The sequence below is a fragment of the Roseomonas sp. F4 genome (genome assembly GCF_053891155.1).
In genome coordinates this window covers 1,453,395-1,467,053 of sequence record NZ_JBSSHK010000001.1, presented here as the reverse complement: position 1 = coordinate 1,467,053, position 13,659 = coordinate 1,453,395, and the positions used below count along the sequence as shown (strand labels likewise).

The 13,659-nt window shown below is 68.2% G+C and carries 10 protein-coding genes; 3 read left to right on the top strand and 7 right to left on the bottom strand.

Features of this window, described 5'->3' with window-relative positions; translation table 11 throughout:
* The first annotated feature begins 106 nt into the window (after nt 1-106).
* Both ACVFYP_RS07125 and ACVFYP_RS07120 read left to right on the top strand, forming a co-directional pair.
* Nucleotides 107-1,150 (top strand): C-terminal binding protein, encoded by a 1,044-nt coding sequence (locus ACVFYP_RS07125; RefSeq protein ID WP_499199430.1) that lies wholly within the window; start codon nt 107-109, stop codon nt 1,148-1,150.
* Between the two features lie 67 nt (nt 1,151-1,217).
* Nucleotides 1,218-2,651, top strand: coding sequence for an NAD-dependent succinate-semialdehyde dehydrogenase (locus ACVFYP_RS07120; protein ID WP_499199429.1), 1,434 nt, complete (start codon nt 1,218-1,220; stop codon nt 2,649-2,651).
* 46 nt (nt 2,652-2,697) lie between these two features.
* On the opposite strand, the gene ACVFYP_RS07115 is transcribed toward ACVFYP_RS07120, so the two are convergent.
* The 3 genes from ACVFYP_RS07115 to treZ all read right to left on the bottom strand — a co-directional run bounded on the left by ACVFYP_RS07115 (nt 2,698) and on the right by treZ (nt 7,550).
* Nucleotides 2,698-3,009, bottom strand: coding sequence for an HU family DNA-binding protein (locus ACVFYP_RS07115; RefSeq protein ID WP_499199428.1), 312 nt, complete (start codon nt 3,007-3,009; stop codon nt 2,698-2,700).
* Nucleotides 3,010-3,090: 81 nt separating this feature from the next.
* On the bottom strand, nt 3,091-5,781 hold the full coding sequence (gene treY / locus ACVFYP_RS07110; RefSeq protein ID WP_499199427.1) for a malto-oligosyltrehalose synthase: 2,691 nt from the start codon (nt 5,779-5,781) through the stop codon (nt 3,091-3,093).
* 2 nt (nt 5,782-5,783) lie between these two features.
* Nucleotides 5,784-7,550: a malto-oligosyltrehalose trehalohydrolase gene (gene treZ / locus ACVFYP_RS07105; protein WP_499199426.1), complete on the bottom strand. Its 1,767-nt coding sequence runs from the start codon at nt 7,548-7,550 to the stop codon at nt 5,784-5,786.
* Between the two features lie 196 nt (nt 7,551-7,746).
* Here treZ and glgX point away from each other — a divergent pair, with 196 nt between their 5' ends.
* Nucleotides 7,747-9,984: a glycogen debranching protein GlgX gene (gene glgX / locus ACVFYP_RS07100; RefSeq protein WP_499199425.1), complete on the top strand. Its 2,238-nt coding sequence runs from the start codon at nt 7,747-7,749 to the stop codon at nt 9,982-9,984.
* A gap of 40 nt (nt 9,985-10,024) precedes the next feature.
* On the opposite strand, the gene ACVFYP_RS07095 is transcribed toward glgX, so the two are convergent.
* The 4 genes from ACVFYP_RS07095 to ACVFYP_RS07080 all read right to left on the bottom strand — a co-directional run bounded on the left by ACVFYP_RS07095 (nt 10,025) and on the right by ACVFYP_RS07080 (nt 13,609).
* Complete coding sequence (locus ACVFYP_RS07095; RefSeq protein ID WP_499199424.1) at nt 10,025-10,441, bottom strand: response regulator; 417 nt, start codon at nt 10,439-10,441, stop codon at nt 10,025-10,027.
* 21 nt (nt 10,442-10,462) lie between these two features.
* Complete coding sequence (egtD, locus tag ACVFYP_RS07090) at nt 10,463-11,404, bottom strand: L-histidine N(alpha)-methyltransferase (protein WP_499199423.1); 942 nt, start codon at nt 11,402-11,404, stop codon at nt 10,463-10,465.
* Entirely contained in the window at nt 11,401-12,594 is a 1,194-nt protein-coding gene (egtB, locus tag ACVFYP_RS07085) for an ergothioneine biosynthesis protein EgtB (RefSeq protein ID WP_499199422.1), read from the bottom strand. Before egtB ends, egtD begins: the two co-directional genes overlap by 4 nt.
* 88 nt (nt 12,595-12,682) lie before the next feature.
* Nucleotides 12,683-13,609 (bottom strand): NAD(P)-dependent oxidoreductase, encoded by a 927-nt coding sequence (locus ACVFYP_RS07080; RefSeq protein WP_499199421.1) that lies wholly within the window; start codon nt 13,607-13,609, stop codon nt 12,683-12,685.
* Nucleotides 13,610-13,659 lie beyond the last annotated feature (50 nt).

The window sequence follows — 13,659 nt, the reverse complement described above, 5'->3', positions numbered from 1 at the left end:
GTTTGCTCCTTTTTCTTGAACGGGTATGCAGCGTAGCAGTGCCTCCAGCGCTTGTCGGCCCCCCGGACGCATGCGAGCCTTTGCGAAAGCAAAAGGGGAAACGGAGATGACAAAGCCAAGAATCCTGACGCCAGCGGGCGCCTCCTTCACCACTGCTGGCGGTGGCTACGGGCTTGAGATGGAGGCGCTGGAGCGGCTGGGCGCTGAGATCGTCGAATGCCCGGCGACGGAGGAAGGCTTCATCGCCGCGGCGCCGGAGGCTGATGCGGTCTATGCCAAGGGCATGCGGATTTCGGACCGGATGATCGCCGCGCTGACCAAGGCGAAGGTCATCACCTGCGCCACGGTGGGCGTGGATTATGTGGATGTGCCGGCGGCGACGGCGAAGGGCATCGCGGTGACGAATTGCCCGGACACCTTCATCGAGGAGGTGGCCGACCATGCGATGATGCTGTTGCTCGCCACGCATCGCCGCTGCATGGAGCAGGACCGCATGGTGCGGGAGGGGCGCTGGGCGGAGGGTCGGCCGCAATTGTCGAAGGTGCCCCGGCTGATGGGCCAGACGTTGGGCTTCGTCGCCTTCGGCCGCGTGGCGCGGCTGGTGGCGCTGCGGGCCAAGGCCTTCGGCCTGCGCATGATGGCCTATGACCCCTATGTCGATGAGCTGACGATGTCGGCGCTCGGCGTGGTACCGGCCAGCCTGGACCAGGTTCTGGCAGAGTCGGACTTCGTCTCCATGCATGCGCCGGACACGGCGGAATCACGCAAGATGCTGACCACGAAGCACTTCGCGCGGATGAAGAACACCGCCATCTTCATCAACACCGGCCGTGGCCCCACGGTGGACGAAGCCGCGCTGATCGCGGCGCTGGAAAGCAAGGCGATCGCCGGCGCGGGGCTCGATGTGTTCGAGGTCGAGCCGGTGAAGCCCGACAATCCGCTGCTGAAGATGCCGCATGTCATCCTCTCGCCGCACAATGCCAGCGCCTCCGCACGATTTGATGAGGCGCGGAAGCGCCGCGCGGGGCAGGAAATGGCCCTTGTTCTGTCGGGGCGCTGGCCCATGTCCTGCGTCAACCCGACGGTGCTGCCCAACTCCGGCCTCCGGCGCTGGCAGCCTTATGCGATGGAGCGTGGTCCCAACAGCTAGCGGGACGGTTCCCCCGCGGCCGCCTCTGTGCGATGGACCGCCCCAAGGATTGCAGCAGGAGACACGCATGTATCCCAACACCCAATTGTTCATCGACGGCACCTGGCGTGACGCACGCGGCGGCCGCAGCCTGCCGGTTCTGAATCCGGCGACGGAGGAGGTGATCGGTCAGGTCGCCCATGCCAGCACGGACGACCTCGATGAGGCGCTGGAAGCGGCGGCCAAGGGCTTCGCCACCTGGAAGAAGGTCTCGGCCTTCGAGCGTTCCAAGCTGATGCGCAAGGCCGCCGACATCTTCCGTGGCCGCGCAGACGCCATCGCCAAGATGATGACGCTGGAGCAGGGCAAGCCCCTCGCCGAGGCGAAGATGGAGGTGATGGCCGGCGCCGATGTGATCGACTGGTTCGCCGAGGAAGCCCGCCGCGCCTATGGCCGTGTCATCCCGGCCCGCGCCGAGGGCGTGTATCAGCTGGTGGTGAAGGAGCCTGTCGGCCCCGTCGCCGCCTTCACGCCCTGGAATTTCCCCATCAATCAGGTCGTCCGGAAGCTGTCCGCCGCGCTGGCGACCGGCTGCTCCATCATCGTCAAGGCGCCTGAGGAAACCCCGGCCTCCCCGGCCGAGTTGATCCGCGCCTTCGCCGATGCCGGCCTGCCGCCGGGCGTGGCGAACCTGGTCTATGGCGTGCCGGCCGAGATCAGCGAATACCTGATTCCGCATCCGGTGATCCGCAAGGTGACCTTCACCGGCTCCACCCCCATCGGCAAGCAGTTGGCGGCGCTGGCGGGCCAGCACATGAAGCGGGTGACGATGGAGCTCGGCGGCCATGCCCCGGCGATCGTCTTCGACGATGCGGATTTGGAGCTGGCGGCGAAGACCCTGGCTGGTGCGAAGTTCCGTAATGCGGGACAGGTCTGCGTCTCCCCCACCCGCTTCCTGGTGCAGCAAAAGTCCTATGCCGAGTTCGTCGAGCGCTTCACCGCCATCGCCAAGGGCATGAAGGTCGGCGCCGGCATGGAGTCCGATACGCAGATGGGCCCGCTGGCGCATGAGCGGCGGGTGCCCTGGATCGAGGGTCTGGTGGCCGATGCCCGGCAGCGGGGCGGCGAAGTGCATACCGGCGGTGAGCGCATCGGCAACAAGGGCTATTTCTACCAGCCCACCGTCATCACCGGCCTCGGCAAGGATGCGCGCATGATGAATGAGGAGCCCTTCGGTCCCGTCGCCATGATCGCGCCCTTCACTGATCTGGAGGATGTGGTGGAGGAGGCGAACCGCCTGCCCTTCGGCCTGGCGTCCTACGCCTTCACGCGCAGCGCGAAGACGGCCAATGCCCTGGCCAACCGGGTCGAATCGGGGATGATGACGATCAACCACCTCGGCCTGGCGCTGCCGGAAGTGCCCTTCGGCGGCATGAAGGACAGCGGCTACGGCTCCGAAGGTGGGTCGGAGGCGATCGAGGCCTATCTGAACACGAAGTTCGTCAGCCAGGCGGGGCTGTAAGCCCAACCTGAAGAGCGGGGGGAGATTTTCTCCCCCCGCAATGGGCTCAGGCCTTCGCGGCCTTGCGCTTGGCCTTCTTCATGCCGGCCAGCGCGGATTCCTTCAGCGCCTTGCTGGCCTTGAAGCGGACCGTGGCGCCGGCCTTCACGGCCACCTTCTCACCGGTGCGGGGGTTCAGCGCGGTGCGCTTCGCCGTCTCGCGCACGCTGAAGGCGCCGAAATCGGGGATGGTGAAACGGCCCGACTGCACGATCTCGCCCTTGATCGCGGCGATGATGTCGCCGGCGAGCTTGCCGGCGGCGTTCGCCGGCATCTCGGTGGACTGGATGATGACGTCGGTCAGAAACTTCTTCGACATGCCAAGGCTCCTTGCAGGATCGGTCGCATAGCCGGAACTGGCGGCCCTGTCAGGGTGCGATCTGCATCACTCATTGGAAAATCAGTCGCCTGCGGCGAAAACCGCGGCCGGCATTCCATCGAGTGCATCCGCAACCTTCAGGGCCGAATCGGCACTTAGCAGCCGGCCAGTCAGGATGTTGCGCCAAGCGGTGCCTTCCGGCCAGGGCAGAATCGTGTCCTGCCAGTCCAGATCAGCGGGGAAGCGACGCGCCACGACGCAGAGCCGCTGCGCGCCATGCTGGCGGGTGAAGGCGACGACGCGATCCCCGGCACCGCTGGTCTCCAGGGGCTGATAATCGCCACTTGCATACAGCTCCGGCCGCGCAGCGCGGTCGGCCAGGAGGGTCGCAGTCATAGCGAGTTTCATACGTCCGCTGGTCCAGTCCGCCGCCAAATCCCGCAGGGCGGATTCGCGGTCCTGGGCCAGGGACGCCACCACCTCGCCCAGGGCCGAATCACGGGCGACGTGGTCGACCGGGCGGCGGTTATCCGGGTCCACCAGGCTGAAATCCCACATTTCCGCCCCCTGATAGATGTCCGGCACGCCGGGCACCGTCAGTTTCAGCGCCAACTGCACCAGGCTGGCCTCCGCCCCCAGCCGGGCGATGCGGCGCTGAAAAGGTTCGAATGCCTCGAGGAAGCGCCGGCTGCCCAGGGCGTCCCGCACCAGGGCCTGGGTCGCCTCCTCATAGGCGGCATTGGGCGAGGCCCAGTTGGAATGGCGCTTCGCCTCGCGCAGCGATTTCATCATCGCGGCTTCCAGCCGGCTGCCCAGCTCGGCATCGGACGGGTCCCAGATGCCCAGCAGAAGCTGGTAGAACAGATAGGCGTCGTTGCGATCCGGCCCGGCGCCCTCCCCATCCGGGCGCAGGATGGCATGCCAGTCGCGTACCGCCGCGGCCCACTCCTCCGCCATCGTGGCCAGCACCGCCAGGCGCGCGCGCGTGTCCTCGCCGCGCTTGGTGTCGTGGGTGGAGGTGGCCAGCATCGCCTGCGGCCAATGGGCCGCGCGATCGGCGTTCGCGGCGTGGAAATCGGCCAGGGTCACGAAGGGGTGGTCGGGATGCCCGCCCACCTCATTCGCCGCCACCAGCCGGTTGTAGCGATAGAACGCCGTGTCCTCGAGGCCCTTGGCCATGATCGGGCCGCTATACTGCTGCACCCGCATGGCGAGGCGCTGGACCGCGTGGCGGCTGAAGCCGCTGCGCGGCTCCGCCACCAGATCGGTGGTCAGCAGGCGGTGGAGGAAGTCGAAGACGCTGGGATCCAGGTCCGGCTCCTGCCGTCGCGCCTCCGCCACCGCGGTGTCGATCGCGGCACGGTCCTCGGCGCTCGGTGGCGCTGCGGTATCGACGTAGCTGCGATACACCTCGAAGCCGGCGACGATGGCGGCCAAACCACGGGCCAGAATATTGCGCGTGAAGTCGGCGCTGCGGGGTGTCTGCTGGGCGATGCGCGCCGCTTCGCGTGCCAGCATCTGCAATTCGCCGGCCATCTCATTGCGCATGATGCGATGTTTGCAGTCGCGCGTGATGGCGGCGAAGTCGCCTTCGGCGCCGGTGAACGCCGCATAGCTGCGCGTCAGCGCCGCCTCCCCCGCCGGGTCCAGCATCAGGCCCAGGACGAGGTTGGCGAATTCATAGCCCGTGGTGCCCTGCACCGGCCAATCGGCGCGCAGCGGCTCATGCCGGGCCAGGATCTTTTCCACCACCAGATAGAAGGGGCGTGGCGCGGCCTGGCGCAGCCGCAGCAGGTAGCCCTTCGGATCGAGCAGCCCATCCACATGGTCGATGCGCAGCCCATCCAGCGTGCCATCGGCCAGCAGATCGAAGATCATGCGGTGGGCGTGGTCGAACAGCTCCGGCAACTCCATCCGCAGGCCGGCGAGTTCGTTGATATTGAAGAAGCGGCGGTAGTTGATGTCATCCGCCGCGACGCGGAAATGCGCGGCGCGCCAGTGCTGGTCTCGGATCAGCGCATCCAGCCGGCGCCAGCTTCCGGCCTCGCCCGGGCGTCCGTTCAACCCGGCCACGGCTTCCCGCACGGCCCAGGCCACCATTTCATCCGCGCCCACCACCGCGGCGAGCTCCGCCCGCAGGTCGTCGGCGCGGGCGACCATGCGGGGGCGCCAATCCTCCAGGCCGGCGAAGGCGTCGCCGAGGCGTTCCAGCACCGGATGCGCATCGCCCAGGATGCGGCCGTAATGCACCGGGCGGATCGGCAGCTTATGGGTCCCATAGGCCCAGATGGCGAAGCTGCCGGCCTCCGCATCGAAGCGCAGCTCGAGCTGGCCTGATTCCAGCACCGCGCCATATTGCTCGCCCAGGAAGGGCACCAGCAGGCGGCCGGCGCGCCAGTCGATGTCGAACCAGCCGGCGCAGTCGGATTCCGGACCCCATTCCAGCACATGCAGCCACCAGGGGTTGTCGGCGCCGCCGACGCCCATGTGGTTGGGCACGAAATCGACGATCTGGCCGAGGCCATGCGCCTTGAAGGCCGCGACCATCGCCCGGAAATCCGCCTCGCTGCCCAGTTCGGGGTTCAGCGCATCATGGTCCACAATGTCATAGCCATGGGTGCTGCCCGGCCGCGCCTTCAGCCAGGGCGAGGCATAGACATGGCTGATGCCGAGCCGCGCCAGATAGGGCGCCAGCCGCGCCGCATCGGCGAAGCGGAAGCCGGCATGGAATTGCAGCCGGTAGGTGGCGCGGGGAATCACGGTCTCGGTCATGCTCAGCCCTCGATCGACCAGCAGAGCGACCAGGGGTCGCCCGCCTCACCTTCGCGCCAGATCACCCCGGCCAGTTCCTCCGGCGCCTCCGCCAAAGGTCGCGGCGCCAGATTGGCCCAGAGTGCCAGCGCGCCCCCGCCGTCGATCTCCCAGCGCAGCGCAACGGCACCCGGGGCCAGCACGCGCCAGGCGGCGCCTCGGGTGATGCGCGGCAGGCAGGGGATGATCGAGGCGTGGCGGACCGCCAGGATGCCGCGATGCCAGGCCAGCCAGGCCGCATGCGGCGGCAGCGACCGATCCTCCCAGCGCAGCTTGGCGGCGGCGAAGGTCGCCGCGGCGAGCGGGTCGGGGATGCGTTCGCGGCTGGCCGGATCGGCGAATTCGGGAAAGCGTGAGAACTCGGCGCGACGGCCCTCGCGCACCGCATCGGCCAGGTCGGACCCGAAATCGCAGAAGAAGGGGAAGGGCTGCGCCGCGGCCCATTCCTCGCCCATGAACAGCATCGGCACCTGCGGCAGCAGCAGCGCCACCGCGCCCACGGCCCTCAGCGCCTCCGGTGGGGCGATGTGGCACAGGCGGTCGCCGAAGGCGCGGTTGCCGATCTGGTCGTGGTTCTGCACGAAGGCGATGAAGGCCGTGGGCGGCAGGGCGGCGCTGGGCTCGCCGCGCGGATGGCCGCGATAGGGCATCATCTCGCCCTGGAAGGCAAAGCCCTCGGCCAAAGCGCGGGCCAGGCGCTCGGTATCGCCATGGTAATCGGCGTAATAGCCGCTGGATTCGCCGCTGGCGGCGACATGCAGCACGTGATGCACGTCGTCGTTCCACTGCGCGGTGTAGTGCCGGGGAAGGCCCTTCGGATCGCGGATCAGGCGGCGCGCCTCGTTTTCCTCATTCTCCAGGATCAGATGCAGCGGCCGGTCCGGCACCGCCGCGCGCAGCCGCGCCGCCAACTCCTCCAGCAGATGGGTCGGGCTGTCATCCAGGATGGCGTGGACGGCATCCAGCCGCAGGCCATCCATGCGGAATTCCTTGATCCAGTACAGCGCGTTGTGGATGAAGTAGTCCCGTACCGCCGCGCTTTGCGCGCCATCGAAATTCAGCCCCGCGCCCCAGGGGGTCTTGTGGCGGTCGGTGAAGGCTTCGGGCGCGATGGCGTGGAGATAGGCGCCCTCCGGCCCGAAGTGATTATAGACCACGTCCAGCAGCACCATCAGGCCGCGCGCATGGGCTTCCTGCACCAGGGTCTTCAGATCCTCCGGACGGCCGTAGCTGGAATCCGGCGCGAAGGGCAGCACCCCGTCATAGCCCCAGTTCCGCACACCCGGAAAATCCGCCACGGGCATGATCTGGATCGCCGTGACACCCAGGGAGACCAGGTGATCGAGCCGTTCGATCGCGGCCCGAAATGTCCCCTCCGGCGTGAAAGCGCCGATGTGGACTTCCATGATGACCGCCTCCGCCCAGGGGCGGCCGCGCCAGCCGGCATCGGTCCAGGCATGGGCGGCGGGGTCGATCACCTCGCTGGGGCCATGGACATCCTCCGGCTGGTGGCGTGAGGCCGGGTCGGGCACCCGCGTCCCGTCGGGCAGCAGGAAGCGGTAGCGGCTGCCAGCGCCGGCGGCATCGGTGGTCACCTCATGCCAGCCGCCGGGCTCCGACCGCATCAGCAGGGGCGCCTGGCCCTCCACCTCCACCGCGATGGCCGCGTGCCCGGGGGCCCAGAGGCGAAAACGCACCCCCTCCGGCACCAGGGCGGCGCCGAAAGGCATGTGATGAGAATGGGAGGAAGGCGACGTCGTGGCGGATGGAAGCATGCCCGGGAAACCGGTCGCGCCCCGCTTCGTTCCATCGGCGGGCGAAAAATTTTGCATCGCAGCACCGGAACGCGCGGCGTCCCAAGCTGTTGTTGCGCTGCGGGATCCGGTGCGAGGCGGGTCCGGTTCAGCCATGCAACGGGGGATATGGATGCGGATCAGGCCAGGTGTGGCGATGCCACAGGTGATGCGCCGTTCACGGATGCGCGAAGGTCTGCCGCATCCTCTGGGCGCGAGCTGGGACGGGCTGGGCGTGAACTTCGCCCTGTTCTCTGCCCATGCCACCAAGGTCGAGCTGTGCCTGTTCGATGATGCCGGTGAGACGGAGCTCGAACGCCTGGAGCTGCCCGAATACACGGATGAGGTCTGGCACGGCTATCTGCCGGATGCCCGCCCCGGCACCATCTACGGCTTCCGCGTGCATGGCCCGCATGCGCCGGATGCCGGCCACCGCTTCAATCCCAACAAGCTGCTGCTCGACCCCTATGCCCGCGCCATCGTCGGCGACCTGAAGCATGGGCCGGAGGTTTTCGGCTATGTGCTGGAGTCCGGCGACGACCTGACCTTCGATGAGCGTGACAGCGCCGCCCATATGCCGAAGTGTCGCGTCATCGACCCGGCCTTCACCTGGGGGCGGGAACGCAGCCCGGCGGTGCCATGGGACCGCACCATCATCTACGAAACGCATGTGAAGGGCCTCACCAAGCGGCACCCCGCATTGCCGGAGGATATGCGCGGCACCTATGCCGGCCTCGCCTCGGCGGAGGTGGTGGACTATCTGCGCCATCTCGGCGTGACCTCGGTCGAGCTGCTGCCGGTGCATACCTTCGTCAACGACCAGTTCCTGCAGGACCAGGGCCTCAGCAATTACTGGGGCTACAACACCATCGCCTTCTTCGCGCCGTCCCGGCGCTACGCCCGCAACCCGGCCTTCGCCTTCTCCGAGTTCAAGGAGATGGTGGCACGGCTGCATGATGGCGGGCTCGAGGTCATTCTCGACGTGGTCTACAACCACACGGCGGAGGGCAATGAGAAGGGGCCGATGCTCTCCTTCAAGGGCATCGACAATGCCAGCTACTACCGCCTGCTGCCCGACCAGCCGCGCTACTATATCAACGACACCGGCACCGGGAACACGTTGAACCTGTCGCATCCGCGCGTGCTGCAGATGGTCACCGACAGCCTGCGCTACTGGGCCACCGAGATGCGGGTCGATGGCTTTCGCTTCGATCTGGCGACCATCCTCGGGCGCGAACCCTATGGCTTCGACGAGGGTGGCGGCTTCTTGGATTCCTGCCGGCAGGACCCCGTTCTGTCCGCCGTGAAGCTGATCGCGGAGCCTTGGGATTGCGGGCCGGGCGGCTACCAGGTGGGCGGCTTCCCGCCGGGCTGGGCCGAATGGAACGACCGTTTCCGGGATACCATCCGCGCCTTCTGGAAGGGGGATGAGGGTCAGACCTCGGACGTGGCCAGCCGCCTCGCCGCCTCCGGCGACCTGTTCGACCGGCGGGGCCGCAAGCCCTGGGCGAGCGTGAACTTCATCACTGCCCATGACGGCTTCACGCTGCATGACCTGGTCAGCTACGACGACAAGCACAATGAGGCGAATGGCGAGGGCGGCCGGGACGGGCACGAGCACAACCTGTCCTGGAACCACGGCTTCGAGGGGCCGACGGACGACCTCGACATCATCGCCCTGCGCGAGCGCCAGAAGCGCAACATGCTGGCGACAGTCCTGTTCTCCCAGGGCACGCCGATGCTGCTCAGCGGCGATGAATGCGGCCGCACCCAGCAGGGCAATAACAATGTCTATTGCCAGGACAACGAGCTGAGCTGGATGGACTGGACCGGCGTGACGCCGGAAGGTCGGGCGCTGGCCGCCTTCACCCGCAAGCTGATCGCGCTGCGCCAGAACTTCCCCGTGCTGCGCCGCGCCCGCTTCCTGAACGGCACGCTGAACGAGGACCTCGGGGTCCGCGATGTGAGCTGGCTCACCCCCTCCGGCACCGAGATGGAGGACGGGCATTGGGACGATCCCAATGCGCGCTGCTTCGGCATGCTGCTGGATGGCCGCGCCCAGGCCACCCGCATCCGCCGTCCGGCGGGCGATGCGACCCTGCTGCTGGTGTTCAACGCGCATCACGACGTGGTGGAATTCGCCCTGCCGGAACCGCCGGCGGGCCAGCGCTGGCTGCTGCTGGTCGACACCAACAAGCCGGAGCTGGATGAGCCGGAGCCCTTCGAATTCGGCCACCCTTATCTGGTGACCGGCCGTTCGCTGCTGCTGCTGGTGCTGCATCCGGAAGCCGGTGGCAGGTCCATCCTGACCGCCGCGCGCACCGCGCTGCTGGCCGGCGTCATGCCGCCGCCCTTCCCGGCGGCGGAGTGACAGAAGGGGGGGCCACGCCTCGGCGCGGCCCCCCTGCCCTTCAGTCGATGAACAGATGCATATTGGCCGGAAGCTCCTGCGCCTTCTGGCCGCGCAGCAGCCGTTCCAGCACCTCCAGCGCCACCGGCAGGTCGTCGGCGGCATAGGGCTTTTCCAGGCAGGCGCGACCGCCGCTATCCTCCATCTCCTGCCGCCAGGCTTTGCCGTGGCCGGTGGCGTAGAGAACGCGGACGCCTGCCGCGGCCAGCGCCTTACCGACCCGCAGGCCGCTGCCGCCGCCGCCCAGGTCGAGATCCACCACAGCGTAGTCGATGGTCTGCTCCGCCGCCAAACGCATCGCTTCCGCCTCATCCTCCGCGGTGCCGCGTACCGCGAAGCCGGCGCGCGACAGCGCCTGTTCGGCGGCCATGGCGGTCAGGCCCTCATCCTCCACCAGCAGCACATTGCGATCCGACATGCCGTTCTCCTCCCCAGGGTTTCAGCCTTGCAGAAGCCAGACGGAGAACATCCCCGCCGGGTCCGACCACATGGCCGCGTCGCGCCAGCCGGCGGCGGCAGCCATGGCGCGCAGGCGCTCGGGTCGATACTTGTGGCTGCTCTCGGTATGGATGCTTTCGCCACGGGCGAAGCGGATGGTCTGACCGCCGAGAGCGACGGCCTGGACGTGACGGGACACGAGATGCATCTCGATCCGCTCCAGCGCCCTGTTCCAGCGCGCCTGATGCACGAAGCCGTCGAGGTCGAAATCCGCCCCGGCCTCCCGATTCAGCCGCGCCAGCAGGTTCAGGTTGAAGGCGGCGGTGACGCCGGCGGCGTCGTCATAGGCGGCCTCCAGCAGGGCCTCCGCCTTCACCAGATCGGCGCCCAGCAACAACCGGCCGCCCTTCCCCAGGGTCGCGCGGGCACGGGCGAGGAAGGACACGGCCTCCGCCGGCTCGAAATTGCCGATGGTGGAGCCGGAGAAGAAGCCGAGCCGCGCCGCGCTACCGCCGGCATGGGCGGGCAGGTCGAAGGGCGCGGTGAAGTCCGCGACCACCGGCAGCACAGGCAGGCCCGGAAAGGCCTGTCCCACCCGCGCGGCCACCTGGTCCAGCCATTCCGCGGCGATATCCACCGGCAGATAGGCGCGGGGCGCGTCCAGCGCATGCAGCAGTTGCACCGCCTTCACGCCGTCGCCAGGGCCGAACTCCACGACCGCCGCGCCAGGGCCGACCGCCTGGGCAATCTCCGCCCCGCGCTGGTCCAGGATGCGCATCTCGGTCCGCGTCGGATAATATTCGGGCTGGCGGGTGATCGCCTCGAACAACCGCGTGCCCTCGGCGTCGTAGAGCCATTTGCAGGGCAAGGTCTTGGGCGTGGCGGTCAGGCCGACCAGGGCGTCGGCCAGCAGGGCGGAGAGGCGTTCGGTAACCGCGCTCATGCCACATCCTCCGCCAGGCGCAGCCCGGTGAATTGCCAGCGGGCATCGGGCGGGAAGAAGTTGCGGTAGCTGGCGCGCGAATGGTTCGGTGCGGTCGCCAGGGACCCGCCGCGCAGCACCATCTGGTTGATCATGAACTTGCCGTTGTATTCGCCGACCGCACCCTCCCAGGGGCGAAAGCCGGGATAGGGGCGATAGGCGCTGCCGGTCCATTGCCAAGCGATGCCCTCAGCCTCCCGCAGCTGCGGGGCGGCGGCCTCCCATTCCTGCTCTGTGGGCAGGCGCTTGCCGGCCCAGCGGGCGAAGGCATCGGCCTCGTACCAGGAGATGTGGCGGACAGGCCGGGTCGGGTCGATCGGATGCAGGCCATTGAGGCCGAAGGCCATCCACGCGCCGTCCTGCTGCTCCCAATGGAGCGGCGCCTCCCACCCCGCCGCCTGGCAGGCGGCCCAGCCGTCGCTCATCCAGAGCAGCGGCTGCCGGTAGCCGCCATCGGCGATGAAGGCGCACCATTCGCCATTGGTCACCAGCCGGTTGGCGATACGGTAGGGGGCGAGGTAGCTGCGATGGCGCGGCGTTTCGTTGTCGAAGGCATAGCCGATGCCGTCATGGCCGATCTCCACCACGCCCTGCGGCCCCTCCAGCATCGCCGGCGCGGCGGCATCGGGCGCCGGGTCCTGCCAGTTGGGGTCATAGGCCGGGCGCAGAGGGTTCATGGACAGCGCATGCAGCGCATCGGTCAGCAGCAGTTCCTGATGCTGTTCCTCGTGCTGCAGGCCCAACTCCGTAAGACCCAGCACCTCGGCCGGCGCGTCGGCGAGCAACCGCGCCATGGAGGCATCGACATGACGCCGATACTCAGCGATGGCAGCGCCATCGGGCCGTGTGATCATGCCGCGCTGCGGCCGGGCGTGGCGAGGCCCGGCGGCGACGTAGTAGCTGTTGAACAGCGTCGCATAATCTTCGTTCAGCCGATGCGCGCCAGGCAGATGCGGCATCAGAAGAAAAGTCTCGAAGAACCAGGTGGTATGGGCGCGGTGCCATTTGGTCGGGCTACAATCCGGCATGGATTGCACCACCTGATCCTCCGGCGAGAGCGGCGCGGCTAGCGCCTCCGTCCTCGCGCGGACAGTTTCGAAGCGTTGCAACAACGATTGTGGCGCGGACACGCCTCGGGTGATCTGATTCATGGCCGTGGCACGCCTTCCGCCCTGTGGCGCGCCGCGGCGCGCAGTGATGGCGGGGGAACGCGCCGATGGCCGGCGAGTTGCCCCCGTTTCAGCCCGGGATCAGCGCCTGCCGCAGCGCATGCACGACATGCGCACCCATGGCGGCCCGGGTTTCCACCGTGGCACTGGCGATATGGGGCGCCATGACGACATTCGACAGGGTGGCGAAGCGCGGATCGACGCGCGGTTCATTGTGAAAGACATCGAGGCCCGCCGAGCCCAGCCCGCCATCCGCTAGCGCCGCCAGCAGCGCCGCTTCCTCCACCACCTCGCCGCGCGAAATATTCACCAAGGTGCCATGAACGCCGAGGGCGCGGATGGTGGCGGCATCGACCAGGTTGCGGTTGGTGGCGCCGCCTGTGGTGGCGACCATCAGGATGTCGCTGTCCTGGGCCAGGGCCAGGGGCGTGGCGTGCCAGGGCAGGTCCAGATCCGGGCGCCGCGTGCGGGTGCAGTAGCGCAGGCTCAAACCTGCGGCGGCGGCGCGGCGGGCGATGGCGGCGCCGATATGGCCGAAGCCGAGCAGCCCCATCCGCGCGCCTTGCAGGCTGCGGCCGAAGGGGAAGTCCTGGCCGGCGGCCCAGGCGCCGGAACGCACATGGGCATCCGCCGCCAGCAGCCGGCGCCGCGCCATCACCAGCAGCGCCATGGCGAGATCCGCCACCTCCTCCGCCAGCACGGCGGAGGTGTTCGTCAATGGAATGCCGCGCTCGGACAGTGCCGCCGTATCGACCTTGTCGATGCCAGCGCTGAAGCAGGCGACAATGCGCAGCGTCGGCAGGCGGGCGAGCAGCGCACGGTCCACCACGTTGCGGCCGGAAATGGCGATGCCCGTGATGGTGGCGCCATGGGCGGTCAGAAGCGCGTCCAGCGCCGCTGGATCGCGGCCATCATGGACGGTGAAAAGCTGATCCATCTCCGCCAAAGCAGGGGGCTGGATCATATCGCTCAGCAGCAGGATGTTGGGCTTGGCCATGCGGGTCCTCCGTTGGCCCGTCCATCGGGGACGGACCCACGAAGGTCAAT

Coding starts and splice junctions, on each gene's coding strand:
- ACVFYP_RS07125 (WP_499199430.1), top strand. CDS start 107: ATGACAAAGCCAAGAATCCTGACGCCAGCGGGCGCCTCCTTCACCACT.
- ACVFYP_RS07120 (WP_499199429.1), top strand. CDS start 1,218: ATGTATCCCAACACCCAATTGTTCATCGACGGCACCTGGCGTGACGCA.
- ACVFYP_RS07115 (WP_499199428.1), bottom strand. CDS start 3,009: ATGTCGAAGAAGTTTCTGACCGACGTCATCATCCAGTCCACCGAGATG.
- treY (WP_499199427.1), bottom strand. CDS start 5,781: ATGACCGAGACCGTGATTCCCCGCGCCACCTACCGGCTGCAATTCCAT.
- treZ (WP_499199426.1), bottom strand. CDS start 7,550: ATGCCTTTCGGCGCCGCCCTGGTGCCGGAGGGGGTGCGTTTTCGCCTC.
- glgX (WP_499199425.1), top strand. CDS start 7,747: ATGCGGATCAGGCCAGGTGTGGCGATGCCACAGGTGATGCGCCGTTCA.
- ACVFYP_RS07095 (WP_499199424.1), bottom strand. CDS start 10,441: ATGTCGGATCGCAATGTGCTGCTGGTGGAGGATGAGGGCCTGACCGCC.
- egtD (WP_499199423.1), bottom strand. CDS start 11,404: ATGAGCGCGGTTACCGAACGCCTCTCCGCCCTGCTGGCCGACGCCCTG.
- egtB (WP_499199422.1), bottom strand. CDS start 12,594: ATGAATCAGATCACCCGAGGCGTGTCCGCGCCACAATCGTTGTTGCAA.
- ACVFYP_RS07080 (WP_499199421.1), bottom strand. CDS start 13,609: ATGGCCAAGCCCAACATCCTGCTGCTGAGCGATATGATCCAGCCCCCT.